Source organism: Methylobacterium sp. WL7, assembly GCF_008040085.1.
In the GTDB taxonomy this organism is placed as follows: Bacteria; Pseudomonadota; Alphaproteobacteria; order Rhizobiales; family Beijerinckiaceae; genus Methylobacterium; species Methylobacterium mesophilicum.
In genome coordinates, this window is sequence record NZ_VRVG01000037.1 from 20,851 (window position 1) to 40,697 (window position 19,847).

Sequence of the window (19,847 nt, forward strand, 5' to 3'; positions counted from 1 at the left end):
AGACGGGCTGCCGCTCAGTTCAACGCCTGCGGGTCCGCCTCCGTTAGGAAGGCCCCGACCGCATGGAGGAACTGCATGCGGTTCTTCTCCATCATCACCGTATGGGTGCCCTCCCCCAGCTCGACGAAGCGCTTGTAGGGGGCGTGGGTGAGCTTGGCGAAATATTCCTGTGCCTGATAGCTCGGCAGGTCCGCGTCCCATTCGGCGTGGATGATCAGCACCGGCACGCGGATCTCCCCCGGATCATAGAGCGGCTTGCTCGCCGCCCAGTAGGCGTCCTTGTCGGCGACCGTGCCGTTCGGGGCGCGCAGGACCGGCGGCGCTTGCTTCGCGCCGACCGGATCGGTGGCGAAGGTCGCGTCGGCCCATTGGTCGAACCAGCCCGCCGGGATCAGGTCGGCCTTCTTGTCCTCGGGGACGCCGGTCAGCCAGCGCGTCCGGGCGCTGTCCCGGCTCACGCTGCGATAGGCCCCTACAGGGCCGCCGCCGCCGATCAGGCCCGGCGTGCGCGCCAGCCATTGCGGTGCGTACAGGACGAGCCGGTTGACCCTGTCATTGTGGGTGCTGGTGTAGAGGCCCATCGTGGAGGTCCCCCAGGACCAGCCCATCAGGTCGATCTTCTCGACCCCACGCCTCTTGGCGATGAAGTCCACGACCTGCCCCACCACCGTCGCGGCGTCCTGCGTGCGCATGAGCGGCGGGTTGTCGGCCGGCGGCGCGTCCATCGCGGCCGGGCGTCCGGACAGGCCGTAGCCCGGCAGGTCCACGAGGTAGACGTCGAAGCCGAGCCCCGCGAGGTAGTCCATGGCCGACATGCCGCCCAGCGGCAGGTCGAAGGCCGTGGAGGACGGGTAGGTGGAGCCGTGCACGTAGAGCAGGATCCGGTCGCCCGGGAACCGGTCGATCCCGGCAGGGCGCTTGTTGCGGACGTAGATCTCGACGCCCGGCTCGCTCCACGGCAGCCGGAATTCCTCCGTCTGCAGCCGGCTCGCGGGCGCGGCCGCCGACGGGGCCGCTGAGCCCGCGACCGCCACCCCGGCGGCGAGCGCCCCGACCAGCTGGCGCCGGGCCAGGCCCCTGCCCGGCCGCGCCCCGTTCGGATCCTTCTGCACCACTCTGTCCGCCATGGTTTCCTCCGGCCCGCCTTGTTCTGCGGCTCCGATGACTCAACCGATGGGTGTCGATCTGCGCAACGGTCCGGAGCGGCCGCTGGCGGACAGGAGGCGGGTTCCGTTGCCCGATTCGGCGAAAGCGCGTGAAAAACCTCCGCCCCTGTCGCCGGGGCTGGTGACGCCGCGCCTCCGCGCGGGCATTGAGGCGGTAGAACCCGGGAGACGCCCGCTCATGACGACCCCGACGACGACTGCGATGCAGGGCCCGACGACCGTCGCGACCACGCCCTTCCCCGATCAGAAGCCGGGCACCTCCGGCCTGCGCAAGAAGGTGCCGGTGTTCCGGCAGCCGAACTACGTCGAGAACTTCGTCCAGGCGATCTTCGACACCCTGCCGGACAAAGCGGGCGCGACCCTGGTGCTCGGCGGTGACGGGCGGTTCCTCAACCGAGAGGTGGTCCAGAAGACGCTGCGGCTCGCCGCCGGCAACGGGTTCGGCCGGGTGCTGGTCGGGCGCGGCGGCCTGCTCTCGACCCCGGCCGCCTCCTGCGTGATCCGCAAGGCCCAGGCGATCGGCGGCATCATCCTGTCGGCGAGCCACAACCCGGGCGGGCCGGACGGCGATTTCGGCATCAAGTTCAACGCCGCCAACGGTGGTCCTGCGCCCGAGACCGTCACCAACGCAATCTTCGAGCGGGCCAAGGCGCTCACCCGCTACAGCCTGGTCGAGGCGCCGGATCTCGACCTCGACACCCTGGGCGAGACCCGGCTCGGCGCCATGACGGTCGCGGTCATCGACCCGGTGGCCGACTACGCCGAACTGATGCGCACGCTGATCGACTTCGACGCCGTGTCGCGCCTGTTCGCCTCGGGCTTCCGCATGCGCTTCGACGCGATGAGCGCGGTGACCGGACCCTACGCGGTCGCCATCCTCGAAGGCATGCTCGGCGCGCCTCAGGGGACGGTCGTCAACGCCATTCCAAAAGAAGATTTCGGCGGCCACCACCCGGATCCGAACCCGGTCCATTGTCACGACCTGTACGACCTGATGCTGGGGCCGGACGCCCCCGATTTCGGCGCGGCGTCCGACGGCGACGGCGACCGCAACATGATCGTGGCCCCGGGCCTGTTCGTGACGCCGAGCGACAGCCTCGCGCTGCTTGCCGCCCACGCCCACCGGGCGCCGGGCTACGCGGGTGGGCTGGCCGGCATCGCCCGCTCGATGCCCACGAGCCGCGCCGCCGACCGGGTCGCGGCGGCTCTGGGCATCCAGGCCTACGAGACGCCCACCGGCTGGAAGTTCTTTGGGAATCTTCTCGATGCCGGCCTGATCACCCTGTGCGGCGAGGAGAGCGCCGGCACCGGCTCGAACCACGTGCGCGAGAAGGACGGACTTTGGGCGGTGCTGCTCTGGCTCAACATCCTGGCCGCCACCGGCGAGCGCGCCGACGCGCTCGTGCGGGCGCATTGGCGCACCCACGGCCGCGACTACTACGCCCGCCACGACTACGAGGAGGTGGATTCCGACGCCGCCAACGGCCTGATGGATGCGCTCCGGGAAAAGCTCGCCGGGCTGCCGGGCACGCGGCTCGGCGACCTCACGGTCTCGACGGCCGACGAGTTCGCCTACCGCGATCCCGTCGATGGCTCGCTCACCGAGCACCAGGGTATCCGCATCGGCTTCGCCGAGGATGCCCGCGTGGTCTTCCGCCTCTCGGGCACCGGCACCGCCGGGGCGACGCTCCGGGTCTATCTGGAGCGCTACGAGGCCGATCCGACCCGGCTCGATCTGCCCGTCTCGGAGGTACTGGCCCCGGTCGTGGCGGCGGCCCGCGCCGTCGCGGAGATCGAGCCCCGCACTGGCCGGGCCGAGCCGAGCGTGGTGACCTGAAAATCCCGGGTTTCCAAAGGGCTCAGCCCTTCGGCGAGGTATCGGGGCTGAGCCCGATAGCAGGGCTCAGCCCGGCACCCCCGGCGAAGGTCGCTCATTGATCCTCGGTTCGCGCATAGACCCGCAGGCGATGCCCGTCCGGATCGACGGCGACGAAGCTGCGGCCGAAATCGAGATCCGTCGGTGCCAGGACGATCTCGGCGCCCTTCGCCCGCCAGGCGTCGTGGAGCGCGTCCACGCGCGCGGCTCCGTGCACTCGGAAGCCGATCTCGCCTCCGCCGCCCGCTTGCGTGGGGGCCGGCACCACTCCACTTCGCGCCCACAGGCTCAGCGCCAGGCCCGAGGGCAGGGCGAACAGCACGAAGGTCGGGCTCGCCTCGACCGGTTCTCGGTCCAGGAGGGTCGCATAGAGGCGTGCGCTGGCCTTCGGGTCGGTGACGTAGAGAAGGATGTTGCTGGGTTCGGCCATCGGTCGCTCCTGTCCGTGGATGCGCGACCTCGATATCCGGCGCCCCTGCCAGTTTCCGGCAGCATCAATCGGCGGAAGCGGTGATCCCCTCGTTGCGTCGCCAGTCCTTGAGCAGGGCCTGCCGGCGGCGCGGATAGCGCGCGTCGCTCAGTTCGGCTTCGGCGATCCGGTCGGTGCGGAAGTGCCGGAAGCCCTGGCGCAGCTCGCACCAGCCCACCAGGATGCGGGCGGTGTCGAAGAACGCCAGCGCGAACGGCCACACCACCCGCTCCGAGGCTGCGCCCGTCCCGTCGCGATAGCGCAGTGTCAGCTTGCGCTCGGTCCGGATCGCCCTGCGCAGCAGGGCGGGGTCGACCGCGTCGGCTGGGGCCGCGGTGCCGGGGCCGACCAGCAGCGCCGAACCCGCGAAGGTCTCGCGCAGGTCGTCGGGCAGGACCGCGCCGATCCGGGCGAGCGCGCTCCGGGCCGCGCCGCTCAGCCGGTCGTCGGCGCGGTCGGCCACCCAGCGCGACCCCAGGACCAGCGCCTCGATCTCCTCCGGGCTGAACATCAGCGGCGGCAGCAGGAAGCCCGGCCTCAGGACGTATCCGACCCCGGGCTCCCCCTCGATGGCGGCCCCCATCGCCTGAAGGCTCGCGATATCCCGGTACAGGGTGCGCAGGCTGACGCCGGTCTCCCCGGCCAGCACCCGCCCGCTGACGGGCCGCCGGTGGCGGCGCAGGACGTGGAGCAGGTCGAACAGGCGTTCCGAGCGGGACATGCGGCCCTTCTAACGCCCGCGACGCTGCCGTCGGATGACGGCATCGCGGGTTCCGGCCCGTTACGGAGCGAGCGCCTTGACCATGTGCACCGTGATGTCGTCGTCCAGGGTCCGGCCCGGGCCGTCATACGGCTCCTCGCGCTCCACCCGGTAGCCGAGGGATCCGTAGAGGCGCAGGTTCGCCGTGTATTTCTTGTTGGTGTAGAGCCGCAGCCGCGTCAGGCCCGCCCCGGCGGCGATGGTGTCCGCGCGTTTGAGCAGCGTCGTCCCGAAGCCCCGGCCCTGGAAGGCCGGGTGGACCGCGACGTTGACGACCAGCAGGTGGCCGTTCCCTTCGTCGTCCCTTCGCGTGGTCTCGATCAGGGCGGCCAGTTCTTCGTCGATCTGCAGCAGGTCGAAGCGGTGATCCTGCACAGACTTCGCGTAATCGGCACGCATCGGCGTCGGCAGGCGGCCGATCAGCGGGATCCATGCGGCGTAGGCCGCGTCCACCAGAGCCCGGATCGCCGCCGCGTCCGCCGCCTCCGCCTGCCTGATCCGCATCGTCTCCGCCATTCCGAAAGACCGCCTGTGGTTGACCGGGGCCGGCCCATCCCCTAAAGACCCTGCCGTCGATGGGGCTCCGCACGGGGCCCCGTCGCGTTTTCACGCGCACCCGTGGGGGGGATCATCCCGCCCTGTCGTCCCGGCCTTGAGGGTCCGGGAAAAGGAGGGCGCGTTCCTCAATCTCGGTCTCGAGAGGACGCGAAACAATGTCGAAGCGGATTCAGGCGAAGCACAAGCTCGACCGCCGCATGGGCCAGAACATCTGGGGCCGCCCGAAGAGCCCCGTCAACCGCCGCGAGTACGGCCCGGGCCAGCACGGCCAGCGCCGCAAGGGCAAGATGAGCGACTTCGGCACGCAGCTGCGCGCCAAGCAGAAGCTCAAGGGCTATTACGGCAACATCACCGAGAAGCAGTTCCGCCGCTACTACGCCGAGGCGATCCGCCTGCGCGGCGATTCCGGCGAGAACCTGGTCGGCCTGCTCGAGCGGCGCCTCGACGCCGTGGTGTACCGCGCGAAGTTCGTGGCGACCCCGTTCGCGGCCCGCCAGTTCGTCAACCACGGCCACGTCAAGGTCAACGGGATCCGGGTGAACATCCCGAGCTACCAGGTGAAGGCCGGCGACCTCATCGAGGTCAAGGAATCCTCCCGCCAGCTCGAGATCGTCATCGTGGCGACCCAGCTCCCCGAGCGCGACGTGCCGGACTACATCGAGGCCGATCACGCCAAGATGACCGCCCGCGTCACCCGCATCCCCAGCCTGTCCGAGGTGCCCTACCCGGTGCAGATGGAGCCGAACCTCGTCATCGAGTTCTACTCCCGCTGAGTCTCCCGGGATCGCACCCCGTGGCCGAGCCGGCGGCGGGGTGTGGTTCGGGAGTCGGACTTGCGCAAGAAGGGGCTGCCCGCAGGGGCGGCCCCTTTTCGTATCCGGCTCAGCAGCCGTTGCAGATCGTGCCCATCGTGTGGCGCATCTTGCTGTCCCACGCCTTCGAGCGGGCTTCCGCGGCCTTCTGCGCCTTGACCATGGCGACCTCGTTCACCGGCCGGGCCGTACCCGTGGCGGCGGGGCTCGGCGGCTTGGTCTGCCCGGTGGCGGTGATCCTGCGGCCGACCCGGGACCCGTCCGGGGCCGGCGGGCTCTGGGCCAGGGCCGGCGCCGCCCCGAGCAGCACGCCCAGGATCACCGCGTGACGGATCGTTGGCATGGACCTGATCTCCCCGACGGCGGGTTGTCTGCGTGCCCCGCCTCAACTGCCGATGACATTAGGGCCGCACCGGAGCACGTTGCAATTGGATGCGGCGCTAAGCCTTTGTCGCGATGCGCGTGCGCACCCCGAGCCGGTATCCGCACCGGCGGGCAGCCCTCTAGCCGGCCGCGGCGGCGAAATCATGGTGCCCGGGCCGGAGGCGGCCCGGCGAGCCGCCCTGCGTGCATTCCGGAGAAGATCCCCTTGTCCTCGCCCTTGCCCCCGCCCCTGAACCGCCGCGAGGCCGTGGCCGAGGCGCTGGCCCACATCGCCCCGCGCCTGCCCGCCTTCGAGTCCGACGCCGTCCTGGACCGGGCGCTGGCGAGCGCCGGCCTGCGCGGAGCCGCCCCCGGGACCGCCGCGCGCCTCGCCCTTGTGGCCTATGCCCGCCACGTCTTCACCGATTACGACGACCTGCTGGGCGAGGGCTACGACCGCGACAGCGCCCGGCACTTCGTCCTCGACGACCTCAACGCGGCGCTCACCGCCTGGGGCGCCGCGCCGATCCCCGAGGAGGAGCCTGAGGCCGATCCGGAGGGTGAGCCGGACTAGCGCGGCGCCTCACCAGCGAGCCGCCGGCTTTTGGAAGGCGCGTCCGCGAAGGCGGATGTCCGTGTTTCCCCAGAGCCCGGAACACCTAAACCAGGGCATATCCAGCACCAGAGCGTTCGATCGTTCCACGGGCGGCAAGGTGCATCCCGGTCACGCTCACGCCGTCCGTCGCCGCGCGGTCGAGGATGTAACGGCGCGTCGCGATCGCTTCCGCGGGATCGGTGTCCCAGATCACCGTCCAGTCCGGATGCGGCATCTGCAGCAGCCGCGAGTGGATGATGTCGCCCCAGATCAACAACTGCGCCGGTCCGTCCGCGATCATCACGCCCATGTGCCCCGGCGTATGGCCAGGCAGCGGCAGTGCGTGGATGCCGGGTGCAAGTTCCGCTTCGCCGGAGACGCGCCGGATCCGATCGGGATAAGCCGCGAGCACGGCCTGCGCCGTATCGAACATCGGGCTCAAGGCGGTCGGAGCAGAGGCGCGGGCACCGGCGTCCGACCAGTAGGCGGCCTCGCGCTCTTGGAGCACGAGTTCGGCGTTCGCGAACCGCGCGAGGCGGTTCGGCGTGAGGAGACCGCCTGCGTGGTCGGCGTGGAGATGGCTCAACCAAACGGTCTCGACCTGATCCGGCCGTACGCCTTCCGCCGCCAGCGCCGCGGTCACCCGGTTGAACCCCGGTCCGAGCACGGTGCCGCAGCCTGCATCCAGCAGCCAGTGGCGGTCCCCACGTCGAATTAGGAAGGCGTTGACCGGCTCCGGTGACGGCCCTTGCGGGGGTAGGCCCGCCCCCGTCAGCAAGGCATGCCCGGCCGCGCAGTCGGACGACGGGATCATGCTCGGTTCCAGCGGAAACAGTCCATCCCGCAAGGGTGTCACCGTGAACGCGCCGATCTTGTACGGGCCTGCTACGGGCGCCCCCGCGGCCGGCCCGTACAGGCCGAGCGGTAGAAGGGCCGAGGCGGCCAACAGGCCGCGGCGAGAGAGGTGAAGGGCCATGGCGGGCTCCACGAAGAGGGACGCCGCTATCCTCCGGACCGCGCCGGGACGGGGCCAGGGCAGACCACCCGCGGATGCCCGGGCATTCTTCCCGACCTTGCGGAACACAGCTTGCGCGCCGGGACGTTCCAAGTGCCAAGTCGGCGTGCGACGTCAGCGCCCCACTCCGAGTCCGGCCGATTCATCCATGAGCCTGCCCGCACATCTTGGCCTCCGCCTCCTTGTGATCGCCATGCTGTGCCTGGCCGGAGCGGTCGCATGGACTTCCTGGGAGGCGCACGCGAGCCTCCACTGGGAGGCCGTAACCTCGGCGGATCGGATCGCCGCGCAGCTCGCGCGCCAGCCGGGCCTCGGCAGCGCCGGTCCGGCAACGATCGCCGCCCCAACTCCGCAGCCCGCCCCGGCTATCCTCACACTCCTGCCGGGGATCTGCGCCGACATCCATCTCGGCGTGGAACTGCCCCGACGCGTCTGCGGTGACTGGGACGGCCTCAATGCCGCTCCTGCGTGGCTTGGCGAGGTGCTCGCGCAGGCAGCCGACGCAGCGCCGCCGACACGGACGATCGTCTACCGGGAGCGGACCATCGGCAGCGTCACGGCTTGGCCCGACCCGATGGCTGCCGCGGCCCGTGTCTGGCGGCGGGTGCGCATGGCGAGTGGGCTCGCGCTCGGTTTGGTTGCGGCGACAGTGCTTCTCAACTGGCTCGCCGTGGCACGGCTTGTCGCGCCCGCCGGCCGGATCGTGCAAGGGCTGGAGAGCCTCGACGCGGCCCGCATCCGGTCTCCCCTGCCGCGCTTCACCGCAGGCGAGTTCGATCGGATCGCTCTCGCCTGCAATGCACTGGCCGACCGGCTCATAAGCGCTGAAGCCGAGCGCGCTCACCTGTTGCAGCGGCTCGTCACGGTCCAGGACGAGGAACGCCAGGCGCTCGCGCGCGACTTGCACGACGCCTTCGGCCAGTGCCTCGCCGCCGCCGGCGCACGCGCCGCCGCGATCGAACTGTCCGCGCCCCTGGATCGGGAGGACCTGCGCGAGGATGCTCGCGGCATCGAGGCTGTCGTCGCCACCATGCGCGAGAGCCTGCGCGGAGCATTGGCCCGCCTCGAACTGCCGGACCTGGCCGAAGCCGGGCTGGCGGACGCCCTCCGTAGCCTCGTCACAGACTGGCGGGCGCAACTCAGGGCCGGCCCCGCCCTTCATCTCGACGTAACGGGCGACCTCGCCGGGATGCCGGCGGACACGTCGGCGAGCCTCTACCGCGTCGCGCAGGAGCTTCTGACCAACGCCCTCCGCCACGGCCAACCGAGCCGGGTCTTCCTGCGGCTGGATCGGGCGGGGGCCGGTACGCGGGCGGTGACGCTTACCCTGGACGATGACGGCGGGGGCGACGTGGCCCGCACGGCGTCGGCCGCCGGCCGCGGCCTCGTCGGTATCCGGGCGCGGCTCGCCGCGCTGGGCGGCAGCCTGTCGCTCACCGGCACCGGCAGCGGCATCCGCGCCTGCGCGACCATACCGGCAACGGGTTGAAGACGCACATGGCCACGACCATCCTCCTCGTCGACGACCATCCCGTCGTGCGCGAGGGCTATCGCCGCCTGATCGAGCGACAGCCCGGCCTCGTCGTGACGGGAGAGGCTGAGAGCGCCGCTGCTGCTTACGGCCACTATAAGGCGCTCGCACCGGATCTCGTGATCCTTGACCTGTCGCTGCCCGGGCCGAGTGGCATCGAGGCCATCCGGCACATCCGGCAGTGGGACGGGGCAGCCCGCATCCTCGTGTTCAGCATGCGCACGGGGGCGGTGATTGCGCGCCAAGCCTTCGCAGCCGGCGCGAGCGGCTATGTCAGCAAAGCCAGTCCGCCGCGCGAACTTTTGGCCGCGGTGGCCGCCGTGCTGCGGGGCGAGCGGGCGATGAGCGCCGACATCGCCTGCGCGATTGCGCACGACCAAGTGACGGGTGGGCGCGCGGCTTTGGACGACCTGAGCCCGCGGGAGCTTGAAATCTTGAGCCTGACGGCGGGGGGGATGACTGCGCGGGCTGTGGCCGAAGCGCTGTGCTTGAGCCTGAAGACGGTGCATAACAATCTCTCGCTTATCCGGGCCAAGCTCGGCGCGCTTACCGATGCGCACCTCGTTTGGATCGCTGCCGGGGCTGGGCTCGTGTCGCCTTTCGAGCGCCCATCCATCGAAGGATGATAGGACGGCGCCCGTTTTCTCGACCGCCCCACCAACGGCCGACCAGCAGGCCCCCGCCAACGCTCCGCTCAGCCCTCGGCCACGAGCTTGCCCGGCCCGGATCCGCCGTTGCGAATCGTTTCCGGTTCCCCTAGCCTCGGCACTGTCGCGCTCGCATGAGGGAGGAGACCGCATGAGCATCGTCTATGCCGTCCGCCCCGCAGGGATCGTCCGCGCCCCCGCGCGGATCGGCTAGCCGCCGACCGCTGGCGCCCGGCCTCACGGCCCCGGCGTCCCCGAGCCCCTCCCCCGTCTGACCGCGCCCGCCCGCGTCGCATCCGATGCCGGGCCGGCGTTTCCCGGAGCCGACGCCGACGCGTCGGGCTTATGCATGTCCCTGTCCCCTCCCCGGCGGGTGGGCGCGGTCCGCCGCGTGCTCGCCTTCGTCGTCCGCGGCTGGCGCCTGCGCTGGCCCCTCGTCGCCGGCCTCTCCGGCGCGATCACCCTCGCGACCTTCGCGGAGGTGCTGCTGCCGCTCTATGCCGGCCGGCTGGTCGACGCGCTCACCGGCCCCGACCGGCAGGCGGCGCTGGAGGCGGCGCTGCCCGCCTTCCTGGCGATGACGGCGCTGGGCCTCGCCACCGCGCTGCTGCGGCACGTCGCCTGGAGCCTGGTGGTGCCGCTCACCCTCCACACCATGAGCGACATGGCCCGGGACGGCTTCGCCCGGGTCCAGCGCTTCTCGACCGAGTGGCACGCCAACACCTTCTCGGGCTCCACCGTGAGAAAGATCTCGCGCGGCATGTGGGCCCTCGACGGGCTCAACGACACGCTGCTGCTGGCGCTGCTGCCCGCCCTGGTGGTGCTGCTCGGCACCGCCCTCGTGCTCGGCCTGCACTGGCCGGCCCTCGGCGCCGTGGTGGCGCTGGGCGCCGCCGCCTATGTCGGCGCCACCGCCCTCCTGGCGACCCGGGTCATCGCCCCCGCCTCCGCGCTCTCCAACGCCCTCGACACGCGGCTCGGCGGCGCCCTCAGCGACGCGATCGGCAACAACGCCGTGGTCAAGGCCTTCGGCGCGGAGGCCCGGGAGGAGGCGCGCCTCGGCCGGCTCCTGGCCAAGTGGCAGCGGCGCACGCACCGCACCTGGATGATCATCACGTGGAGCGGCACCGGCCAGCTCGGGCTGCTGCTCGCCCTGCGCACCGCCATCGTGGCCACCGCCCTGTGGCTGTGGTGGCGCGGGGAGGCGAGCCCGGGCGACGTCGCCTACGTGCTCACCACCACCTTCGTGGTGCACGGCTACCTGCGCGACATCGGCGGCCACATCAACCACCTGCAGCGGGCGGTCAACGAGATGGAGGAACTGGTCGCCCTGGCGGACGAGCCCGTCGGCGTCGCCGACCGGCCGGGGGCGGCCCCGCTCGCGGTCGCGGGCGGGACGATCCGCTTCGAGGCCGTGCGCTTCCACTACGGCGCCCACGGGCATCCGCTCTACGACGGGCTGTCGGTGACGATCCCGGCGGGCCAGCGGGTCGGGCTCGTGGGGCGCTCGGGCTCGGGCAAGACCACCTTCGTCAAGCTGATCCAGCGGCTCTACGACGTCTCGGGCGGGCGCGTGACCATCGACGGGCAGGACGTGGCGGCCGCGAGCCAGGACAGCCTGCGGGCGCAGGTCGCGATCGTGCCCCAGGAGCCGGTGCTGTTCCACCGCTCGCTCGCCGAGAACATCGCCTATGCCCGGCCCGGCGCCTCGGCGCAGGCGATCGAGCGGGCGGCCCGGCTCGCCAACGCGCACGCCTTCATCGCCCGGCTGCCCGACGGCTACGCCACCCTGGTGGGCGAGCGCGGGGTCAAGCTCTCGGGCGGCGAGCGCCAGCGGGTGGCCCTCGCCCGCGCCTTCCTGGCGGACGCGCCGATCCTGATCCTCGACGAGGCGACATCGAGCCTCGATTCGGAATCCGAGGCCCTGGTGCAGGAGGCGATGGCGCGGCTGATGCACGGCCGCACCGCCCTCGTGATCGCCCACCGCCTCTCGACTGTGCGGGCGCTCGACCGCATCCTCGTGTTCGACCACGGCCGCATCGTCGAGGACGGCCCCCACGCCACCCTCATGCGCCGCCCGGGCGGGGCCTACCGCGCCCTGTTCGAGCGGCAATCGGTCCTGGCGGACAGCGCGTGACGGGCCGGTCCGCCCGCCCCCGGGCGGTCGCGCCGGCCGGCGCCTTGCTGTAGGACACGCGCCGGATGCGGCCGGATTCGGCCGCGGACGCTTCGGAGCACGACAGCATGAAGATCAGCGCGCGCAACGTCCTCAAGGGCACCGTGGTCTCGGTCGACAAGGGCTCGACCACCGCCCACGTGAAGATCGAGATCAGCCCCGGCCAGGTGGTCACCGCCGCGATCACCAACGAGGCGGTCGATTCGCTCAAGCTCGTGGCCGGCGGCCCGGCCTACGCCGTGGTGAAGGCCTCCGACGTGATGGTCGCGGTCGACTGAGCCTTCCATGGGGGCCGGGGCGGTCATTGCGCCCGCCCGGCGCCCGCATTACGCCGGCCCGGCGGGCTCCCGGGCGGGGCCTGCAGGTCCGATGACCCTAGGGAGTGGCCCGTGAAGACCGTGCTCGGCATCGAGACCACCTGCGACGAGACCGCCGCCGCCGTGGTGTCCGTCGATGAGGACGGGGCCGCGCAGATCCGCGCCAACGAGATCCTGAGCCAGATCGCCGAGCACGCCGCCTATGGCGGCGTGGTGCCGGAGATCGCCGCCCGGGCCCATGTCGAGGTGCTCGACCGGCTGATCGCCCGCGCCCTCGACCGGGCCGGGATCGGGTTTCCCGACCTCGACGGGATCGCGGTCGCGGCCGGGCCCGGGCTGATCGGCGGCGTGCTGGTCGGCCTGGTCACCGCCAAGACCCTGGCGCTGGTGACCCGCAAGCCGCTGCTCGCGGTCAACCACCTGGAGGCCCACGCGCTCACCGCGCGGCTGACCGACAACCTGCCCTTCCCGTACCTGCTGCTGCTCGCCTCGGGCGGCCACACCCAGCTCGTCGCCGTGCGCGGGGTCGGCGACTATGTGCGCCTCGGCTCCACGGTGGACGACGCCATCGGCGAGGCCTTCGACAAGGTCGCCAAGCTCCTGGGCCTCGGCTACCCCGGCGGCCCCGAGGTCGAGCGCATGGCCGAATCGGGCGATCCCGAGCGCTTCGACCTGCCCCGGCCGATGCTGGGCCGGCGCGAGGCGGATTTCTCCCTGTCGGGCCTCAAGACCGCCCTGCGGATCGAGGCCGAGCGGATCGCGCCGCTGGCCGAGCGCGACGTCGCCGACCTGTGCGCGAGCTTCCAGGCCGCCGTGGTCGACGTGGTGGTGGACCGCGCTCGGGTCGCCCTGCGCGCGTTCTCGGGCGTCGCCGGCCGGCCCACCGCCCTGGTGGCGGCAGGCGGCGTCTCGGCCAACGGCGCGATCCGGCGGGCGCTGGCGGCGCTGGCCGGCGAGGCGGGCCTCGGCTTCGTCGCCCCGCCCCTGCCGCTGTGCGGCGACAACGGCGCCATGATCGCCTGGGCCGGGCTGGAGCGGCTGCGGCTCGGGCTCGTCGACGACCTGACGGCGCCGGCCCGCCCCCGCTGGCCGCTCGCCGCCGATCCGGCCCGGGACGCGGTCCCGGCCGGATGAGCGCCGCCGCCGACCGGCGCGCGCACTGGCGGGACCTCGTCGCGCGCCGCCTGCCCGAGGCCGCCCGGCCCGGCTGGCCGGTCCGCCTCGACCATTGCTTCGCCCGCATCCTCCTGGACAACGCCTGCGGCGGCCCCTGGCGCGACAGCGTGGCGGCGCCCGCCCACGCCACCATGCCCGCCGACGGCCTGGAGCACGCGATCGCCCTCGGGGAGGCGGTGCTGGCCGGCACCGCCGACCTCGCCCTGCTGAACCGGCGCTCCCTGGCTTGGCGCGGCAAGATTGCAACCGCCCCGGTGCCGGATCATCTCCGTGACGGCGACCTGCTCCTGCGCCGCTGGCGTCCGGCCGACACGGCGCCCTTCGCGGCGCTCAACGCCGATCCGGCGGTGATGGAATTCTTCCCCCGGCCCCGGACCGAGCCGGAAAGCGCCGCCGAGGCGGGCAGCTACGACCGGCGCTTCGTGGCGGACGGGTTCGGCCCCTGGGCCCTGGAGCGGGACGGCCGGTTCGTCGGCTTCGTCGGCGCGTTCCGGATCATGCGGGCCATGCCGTTCCCGGGGGGCGAGCGGGTCGGCGCGACGATCGAACTGGGCTGGCGCCTCGCCCGGGACGCCTGGGGCCAGGGGCTTGCCACCCGGGCGGCGCGGCTGACGCTGGCCGACCTCGCCGGGCGCTGCGGCATCCGGGCGGTCGTGGCGTATGCCGCGTCCGGCAACCGCCGCTCGCAGGCGGTGATGGAGCGCCTCGGCATGGTGCGGGCGGGCACGTTCGCGCATCCGGCGGTGCCGGAGGGGCCGCTGCGCAGCCACGTGCTGTATCGGCTCGAACAGGCGGGGGTTTCGGCATGAGCGCACCCATCAACGTCGTCGGCGGCGGTGCCTGGGGCACGGCGCTGGCCAACGCGGCCACGGCCGCCGGGCATCCCGTGACCCTCTGGCTGCGCGACCCGGAAGCCGCCGCCAGGCTCGACGCCGAGCGGGAAAACCCGCGCTACCTGCCGGGCGTGCCGCTCCAAGCTGGCATCCACGCCACAGCGCTCTCCGAAAAACTCGCGGGCGCCCGGGCGACCCTGCTGGTCGTGCCCGCCCAGACCGTGCGTGGCGTGCTGGAAGCCCTGCGCGCCCCCCTCGCCTCGGCCGGGCCGGTGATCCTCTGCGCCAAGGGCATCGAGCGCGGCAGCGACAGTTTTTTGAGTGCGGTGGCCGAAGCGGTCCTGCCCCCGGGAACGCCGGTGGCGGTCCTGTCCGGCCCGAGCTTCGCGGCCGACGTCGCCCGCGGCCTGCCCACGGCCGTCACCCTGGCGGCGACGGATCCCGGGCTCGCCGCGTCGTTGAGTGCCCTGCTCTCGGGGCCGAGCTTCCGGCTCTACCACACCGACGACGTGCGCGGCGTCGAGATCGGGGGCGCCGGCAAGAACGTCCTGGCCATCGCCTGCGGGATCGTGGCCGGCCGCGGGCTGGGCGAGAGCGCCCGGGCGGCCCTGATCGCCCGCGCCTTCGCCGAACTGATGCGCTTCGCCCGGGCCTTCGGGGGCCGGCCCGAGACCCTGATGGGCCTCTCGGGCCTCGGCGACCTCGTGCTCACCGCCTCCTCGCCGCAATCGCGCAACTTCGCCTTCGGCCAGCGCCTCGGCGCCGGGGCGAGCCCGGAGGCGGCCTCGGGCGGCAAGCTCGCCGAGGGCGCCTTCACGGCCGCGGCCCTGGCCGGCCTGGCGGCGGCCCGGTCGATCGACATGCCGGTGGCCCAGGCCGTCGCGGCGATCGTGACGGGCCGGGCCGGCGTCGAGGACGTGATCGCCGGCCTGCTGGCCCGGCCGCTGCGCGGCGAGATGGATTAGGATCTGAGTTTACGTAGCTTGACCGTGGGGTCGCCGCTTTCAGTCCGACCCTGTCACCCGGGCTTATGCGTCGCCGGGGGGGCAGGCTTGGGCTTGGTGCGCACAAGCACCCTCGGGCTGCAGTAACAGCGATCGAGCAGCCGCGGGGCGACCTGTGGGTGGCGCGGCCGGGGGAGTGGGCCGGAAACGCAGCGGTACGCGTTCCTCGACTTCGGAGGCCATTAACGGCATCATTCGACGATCGCGATGACCGAGTACCCATCATGTCGTCCTACACGGCCCTGATCGAAGATACCGAAGAGATCGGCTTCGTCACCGCCCAAGCGCGGGTGGGCGAATGGCGAGATCGTATCAATGCGCTTTATCGCCAATTAAAGGACTGGTCCCCGACTGAATACAAATGGGATACCTCGCAGCATCTTACGATGCACGAGGAAATGATGAAAAATTACGGCATCGATCCCATTGAACTTCCCGTTCTCAATATCGACGACGCTTCTAGCTGGAAGGCCAAGATCATACCGTACGGGCTGTGGATCATCGGCGGAGACGGCCGGCTCGATCTGCTCACCAAGTCGCGGCGTTACCTGATCACGGGGGTTCCCCCGAGCGCGGGTTCGGGGTGGCGCATCTCCGATCCGGGATCCCGTCGGGACACAGAAACTTTGAATCAATCCTCTTGGCTCGCCGCGCTGCAATGAATTTGGTGCCGCAAATTCTCGCAGCCTACACAGAGACCGAAAATTATCTGTTGGGCGAACTAAACAGTGCGCTCAATGACAGCAACCTCCCGCGCCAAGCGATCCTCCAAGATTACCGGCGTTTCAACGACAATGCGTATTTTGTGTAGCTATGGGGCCAGCTCGAAAATGAGATCAACGCGAAGTTTGTAGCGATGATCACGGCTGGCCAGGCGCATACTGATTGGTCCGAGCGCCGAAAGTTTTACAATTATAATTTAGATAAAACAAGATTTGAGGACCGACTGTCACTGTTGCTCGACAAGCAGGCTGGAAGGGGGAGCGAGTGGGCGCTCGCAATGCGATACTATGGGTACCGGAACAAGATCGCGCACGGGGAAAGCAACAGAACCGGCATTGACGTGACCACCGTGATCGGCGTGCTCTACCAAGTACAATCGGCGCTTACGGTCTGACTTCAACGCTCGTTCTGGGGTGAAATGCGGTGCGGTCGCCGCGCAAGACCGTGCCGCCGCTCGCGGTGAGCGCGGCGACCTGAACCGAGGGGGGCCGATCTGCGCTTTCGCAGCCCCGAGATATCGAGGCCGTTTTCGGAACGGCCTTTGCAAAGACCAGGGGGCACTGGCCAAGCGGAACAGTCCAATACCGAATGCTCCTGCAATCACCGTGAAAGGGTTGGGTCCGAGACCTTTTGCGGATCCAAGGCAGGGTCCGGCGTTCCCTGGAGCCGGTGAGGCGCGCACTGCACCCCGGACGACACGATCGGGCTGCTAACCCCTCCGGTGCTCCCGGAATGCCGCCGTGATCGCCCGGAGCGCGTCCTTGCTGCGCGGATCGGTCAGGGACGAGTGCAGCACCAGGGCGAGCGAGGGGATCGGCGGGAGCCTCAGCGCGTCGCCGACATCGATCACGTCGGCCGGGGCGAGCCGGCGCGGGAAGGCCGAGACCGCCAGGCCGGCCGACAGGGCCGCGCTGATCGCCGCGGTGCCGCCGACGAACACCTCCGTCCAGGGAATCCCGGCCCGGTCCAGCAACTGGATGGCGACGTCCCGCACGGAGCAGCAGGGCGACGTCGCGGCCAGGCGCAACGGCTCGCCGGCCCGGTGCTCGAAATGCGGGGCCGCGAACCAGCCGAAAAGCTCCGGCCCGAGGATGTCGCCGTCGCGCCGGTCGTCGTCGCTGCGGATGATCACCGCGTCCAGCGTGCCGGCCTCGAACCCGTCCAGTAGGGGGCGGGCGTTGTCGAGCAGCACCTCGATCGCCAGAGCGGGATCGAGGGATTTCAGCCGGGCGAGCAGCCCCGGCACCTCCGGTCCCATGACGTGGGCGGCGATCCCCAGCCGGAAGCGGCGGCGCGGTTCGGTGAGGCCCGCGACCGCGCGCTCATGCGCGGCCAGGAACGCCCGCGCCGCACCGATGAAGATCTCGCCCTGCGCCGAGAGCCGGACCTGGCGGGGCGTGCGCTCGATCAGCCGCTGGCCGAGCCTGTCCTCCAGCCGCCGCAGCTTCACGCTGACGGCGCCCTGCGTCACCCCGAGCGCCTCGGCGGCCCGGGTGAAGCTCCGGTGGTCCGCCACCGTCACGAAGGTCCGGACCGCGTCGACGTCCAGGGTCAGCACCGGCACCATCCAGTTTCGTCATCACTGAAATAGAGTGCCATTCGATTGTGTTGTGATCAAGCACGCGCGAAGCTCGCCGCGTCCGCGTGTCGCCCACGAAGGTGCCGATCCATGACGAGCAAGTTTGGTGACCTCGAAGATCTGTCCGGATCCCTGCGTGGGGCCGATCCGGGTCTGGTTCCCGTCGATCGCAGGACCGGGAATACCCTGGCGCTCGCCGCGATCTGCCTGTCCGCCCTCATGCTGGGGCTGGAGATCTCCAGCATCCCGGCGATCCTGCCGACCCTGGAACGCGTCCTCGGGGCCGATTTCCGGCAGCTTCAATGGATCATGAACGCCTACACGGTGGCCATGACCACCTGCCTGATGGCGATGGGGACCCTGGCCGACCGGTTCGGCCGCAGGCGCGTGTTCCTGATCGGCGTGGCGGCGTTCGGGGCGGCCTCCCTGGTCTGCGGGCTGGCGCCGAGCGCCCCGATGCTGATCGCGGCCCGGGTCCTCCAGGGGGCGAGCGCCGCCGCCATGCTGGCCTGCCAGACCGCTTTGCTGTCCCACCAGTTCCGTGACGGCGCCGAGCGCGGAAAGGCCTATGCCTGGTGGGGGATCGTGTTCGGGTTCGGCCTGGGCTTCGGCCCGCTGGTCGGCGGCGTCACGGTCGCGGCCCTGAGCTGGGCCTGGGTGTTCCTGGTCCACGTCCTGCTGGCGGTCGTCACCCTGGGTCTGGCCCGGGCCGGCGTCGTCGAATCCTCCGATCCGCACGCCCGGCGCGTCGACGTCGCCGGCATCGCGACGCTGTCGTTCGCGGTGTTCAGCTTGGTCTACCTGATCACCCGCGGGCAGCCGCTTCACGGGGACGACCCCGCGAGCCTGCTGGCGCTCGCCGGCGCCGCGAGCCTCGGGGCGTTCGTCGTGGTCGAGACCCGGGTGGCGCGGCCGATGTTCGACGTCGCGGCCTTCCGGAACCGTCGCTTCGCGGGCGCCCTGCTCGGATCGAGCGCGATGAACTTCAGCTTCTGGCCGTTCGTGATCTACCTGCCGATCTATTTCCAGACGGTGCTGGGCTACGACGGCGTGACCGCGGGCCTCGCGCTCCTGGCCTACACGCTGCCGACCCTCGTGGTGCCGCCCCTGGCGGAGCGCCTGCTCCTGCGCCACGGCCCTGGCGTGGTCATCCCGCTCGGCCTGTTCACCATCGGCGCCGGCTTCCTGCTGATGCGCGCGGCCGCCACCGGCGCGCAGGCGGGCTGGCTGACGCTGCTGCCCGGCTGCCTCCTGGCCGGCACCGGGCTCGGCCTCACCAACACCCCCGTCACCAACACCGCCACGGGCGCCCTGCCGCCGGAGCGCGCCGGGATGGCCGCGGGCATGGACATGAGCGCGCGGATGATCGCCCTGGCCGTCAACATCGCCCTGATGGGCTTCCTCCTGCTCCAGGGCGTCCGGGCGGGTCTCGCCCCGCTGGCGCAGGGGGCGGCGCTCGACACCCTCGCGGAGACGGTGGCGGCCGGCAATCCGGCGCTGGCCGACGCCGGCGACGTGACGGCATCGATCGCCCGGCAGGCGCTGGTCCGGGGCTTCGACGGGGTCATGCTGTATGGCGGGCTCTGCGCCTGGGCCTTCGCGGGGGCCAGCCGGCTCGTGCTCGGCCGCAACGGGCGGTGAGCCGGGGCCGGAGGGGCCTGTCCGCGCCGGGGACAGCTGCGCTATGGGGGCCGTGTCGCCGCGACGGGGCGGCCCCGCGAGAGACGGCGTGATGGCGTACTGGCTGTTCAAATCCGAGCCCGCGACCTGGTCGTGGGACCAGCAGGTCGCGGCCGGCGCGGTCGGCACCCACTGGAACGGCGTGCGCAACCACCTCGCCAAGAAGCACCTGATGGCCATGCAGGTCGGCGAGCGGGGCTTCTTCTACCACTCGAACGAGGGCAAGGCGGTGGTCGGCATCGTCGAGGTGATCCGACCCTACTACCCCGACCACACCGACGAGACCGGCCGGTTCGGCATGGTCGACCTGAAGGCCGTCGCGGCGCTGCCCCGGCCGGTGACGCTGGACGCGATCAAGGCCGATCCGGCGCTGGCCGACATGGTGCTGGTGAACAACTCGCGCCTGTCGGTGCAGCCGGTCACCGAGGCCGAGTGGGACCGCATCCGCGCCGTGGCCGAGACCCCGTAAGGTCCCGGTTTCGAAAGGTCCGAGACCTCTTGCGGGTTCGGGGGCGGAGCCCTGGTGTCGGGCTTCGCCCGATGATCGGGGGCTCCGCCCCCGATCAT

At 71.4% G+C, this 19,847-nt stretch carries 20 protein-coding genes; 13 read left to right on the forward strand and 7 right to left on the reverse strand.

The features are described 5' to 3' along the window. Positions 1 to 14: 14 nt before the first annotated feature. Complete coding sequence (locus FV233_RS12205; RefSeq protein ID WP_147897632.1) at positions 15 to 1,127, reverse strand: alpha/beta hydrolase; 1,113 nt, start codon at positions 1,125 to 1,127, stop codon at positions 15 to 17. A 241-nt stretch (positions 1,128 to 1,368) separates the two neighbouring features. Between FV233_RS12205 and FV233_RS12210 the strand changes: the two genes are divergently transcribed. Beyond that, positions 1,369 to 3,003: an alpha-D-glucose phosphate-specific phosphoglucomutase gene (locus FV233_RS12210; RefSeq protein WP_147897647.1), complete on the forward strand. Its 1,635-nt coding sequence runs from the start codon at positions 1,369 to 1,371 to the stop codon at positions 3,001 to 3,003. 94 nt (positions 3,004 to 3,097) lie between these two features. Here FV233_RS12210 and FV233_RS12215 read toward each other — a convergent pair whose 3' ends face one another. From FV233_RS12215 to FV233_RS12225, 3 genes are all read right to left on the reverse strand, one after another. Beyond that, the gene (locus FV233_RS12215; protein WP_147855618.1) at positions 3,098 to 3,472 is read right to left on the reverse strand and encodes a VOC family protein; all 375 of its coding nucleotides are present in this window, start codon (positions 3,470 to 3,472) and stop codon (positions 3,098 to 3,100) included. A gap of 64 nt (positions 3,473 to 3,536) precedes the next feature. Next, on the reverse strand, positions 3,537 to 4,232 hold the full coding sequence (locus tag FV233_RS12220) for a YafY family protein (RefSeq protein ID WP_147897633.1): 696 nt from the start codon (positions 4,230 to 4,232) through the stop codon (positions 3,537 to 3,539). Positions 4,233 to 4,292: 60 nt separating this feature from the next. Beyond that, positions 4,293 to 4,787 (reverse strand): GNAT family N-acetyltransferase, encoded by a 495-nt coding sequence (locus FV233_RS12225; protein ID WP_147897634.1) that lies wholly within the window; start codon positions 4,785 to 4,787, stop codon positions 4,293 to 4,295. Between the two features lie 197 nt (positions 4,788 to 4,984). On the opposite strand from FV233_RS12225, the gene rpsD reads away from it, so the two are divergent. After that, positions 4,985 to 5,602, forward strand: a complete 618-nt coding sequence (gene rpsD, locus FV233_RS12230; protein WP_058190956.1) for a 30S ribosomal protein S4 — start codon at positions 4,985 to 4,987, stop codon at positions 5,600 to 5,602. 109 nt (positions 5,603 to 5,711) lie between these two features. Here the strand turns inward: rpsD and FV233_RS12235 are convergent, their stop codons facing one another. Then, positions 5,712 to 5,984, reverse strand: a complete 273-nt coding sequence (locus FV233_RS12235; RefSeq protein ID WP_147857290.1) for a hypothetical protein — start codon at positions 5,982 to 5,984, stop codon at positions 5,712 to 5,714. A 246-nt stretch (positions 5,985 to 6,230) separates the two neighbouring features. Between FV233_RS12235 and FV233_RS12240 the strand changes: the two genes are divergently transcribed. Then, positions 6,231 to 6,578, forward strand: coding sequence for a DUF2293 domain-containing protein (locus tag FV233_RS12240; protein ID WP_147897635.1), 348 nt, complete (start codon positions 6,231 to 6,233; stop codon positions 6,576 to 6,578). A gap of 85 nt (positions 6,579 to 6,663) precedes the next feature. On the opposite strand, the gene FV233_RS12245 is transcribed toward FV233_RS12240, so the two are convergent. Beyond that, a complete protein-coding gene (locus FV233_RS12245; protein ID WP_147897636.1) occupies positions 6,664 to 7,575 on the reverse strand; it encodes an MBL fold metallo-hydrolase in 912 nt (303 codons plus the stop codon). A gap of 187 nt (positions 7,576 to 7,762) precedes the next feature. Here FV233_RS12245 and FV233_RS12250 point away from each other — a divergent pair, with 187 nt between their 5' ends. From FV233_RS12250 to FV233_RS12285, 8 genes are all read left to right on the forward strand, one after another. Next, a complete protein-coding gene (locus tag FV233_RS12250; protein WP_147897637.1) occupies positions 7,763 to 9,103 on the forward strand; it encodes a histidine kinase in 1,341 nt (446 codons plus the stop codon). Between the two features lie 8 nt (positions 9,104 to 9,111). Further along, positions 9,112 to 9,771 (forward strand): response regulator transcription factor, encoded by a 660-nt coding sequence (locus FV233_RS12255; protein WP_147897638.1) that lies wholly within the window; start codon positions 9,112 to 9,114, stop codon positions 9,769 to 9,771. Between the two features lie 370 nt (positions 9,772 to 10,141). Continuing rightward, entirely contained in the window at positions 10,142 to 11,929 is a 1,788-nt protein-coding gene (locus FV233_RS12260; protein ID WP_147897639.1) for an ABC transporter ATP-binding protein, read from the forward strand. A 107-nt stretch (positions 11,930 to 12,036) separates the two neighbouring features. Next, positions 12,037 to 12,246 carry a TOBE domain-containing protein gene (locus FV233_RS12265; RefSeq protein ID WP_147857797.1) on the forward strand — a complete coding sequence of 70 codons (210 nt, stop codon included), beginning with the start codon at positions 12,037 to 12,039 and terminating at the stop codon, positions 12,244 to 12,246. Between the two features lie 111 nt (positions 12,247 to 12,357). Beyond that, the gene (gene tsaD / locus FV233_RS12270) at positions 12,358 to 13,419 is read left to right on the forward strand and encodes a tRNA (adenosine(37)-N6)-threonylcarbamoyltransferase complex transferase subunit TsaD (protein ID WP_147897640.1); all 1,062 of its coding nucleotides are present in this window, start codon (positions 12,358 to 12,360) and stop codon (positions 13,417 to 13,419) included. Further along, positions 13,416 to 14,270, forward strand: a complete 855-nt coding sequence (locus FV233_RS12275) for a GNAT family N-acetyltransferase (protein ID WP_147897641.1) — start codon at positions 13,416 to 13,418, stop codon at positions 14,268 to 14,270. Before tsaD ends, FV233_RS12275 begins: the two co-directional genes overlap by 4 nt. Beyond that, positions 14,267 to 15,259, forward strand: a complete 993-nt coding sequence (locus FV233_RS12280; protein WP_147897642.1) for an NAD(P)H-dependent glycerol-3-phosphate dehydrogenase — start codon at positions 14,267 to 14,269, stop codon at positions 15,257 to 15,259. Before FV233_RS12275 ends, FV233_RS12280 begins: the two co-directional genes overlap by 4 nt. A gap of 263 nt (positions 15,260 to 15,522) precedes the next feature. Beyond that, complete coding sequence (locus FV233_RS12285; protein ID WP_147897643.1) at positions 15,523 to 15,960, forward strand: hypothetical protein; 438 nt, start codon at positions 15,523 to 15,525, stop codon at positions 15,958 to 15,960. 770 nt (positions 15,961 to 16,730) lie between these two features. Here the strand turns inward: FV233_RS12285 and FV233_RS12290 are convergent. After that, positions 16,731 to 17,588, reverse strand: coding sequence for a LysR family transcriptional regulator (locus FV233_RS12290; protein ID WP_147897644.1), 858 nt, complete (start codon positions 17,586 to 17,588; stop codon positions 16,731 to 16,733). Positions 17,589 to 17,690: 102 nt separating this feature from the next. Between FV233_RS12290 and FV233_RS12295 the strand changes: the two genes are divergently transcribed. Both FV233_RS12295 and FV233_RS12300 read left to right on the forward strand, forming a co-directional pair. Then, positions 17,691 to 19,241, forward strand: a complete 1,551-nt coding sequence (locus FV233_RS12295; protein ID WP_147897645.1) for an MFS transporter — start codon at positions 17,691 to 17,693, stop codon at positions 19,239 to 19,241. A gap of 91 nt (positions 19,242 to 19,332) precedes the next feature. Beyond that, entirely contained in the window at positions 19,333 to 19,749 is a 417-nt protein-coding gene (locus FV233_RS12300; RefSeq protein ID WP_147897646.1) for an EVE domain-containing protein, read from the forward strand. Positions 19,750 to 19,847 lie beyond the last annotated feature (98 nt).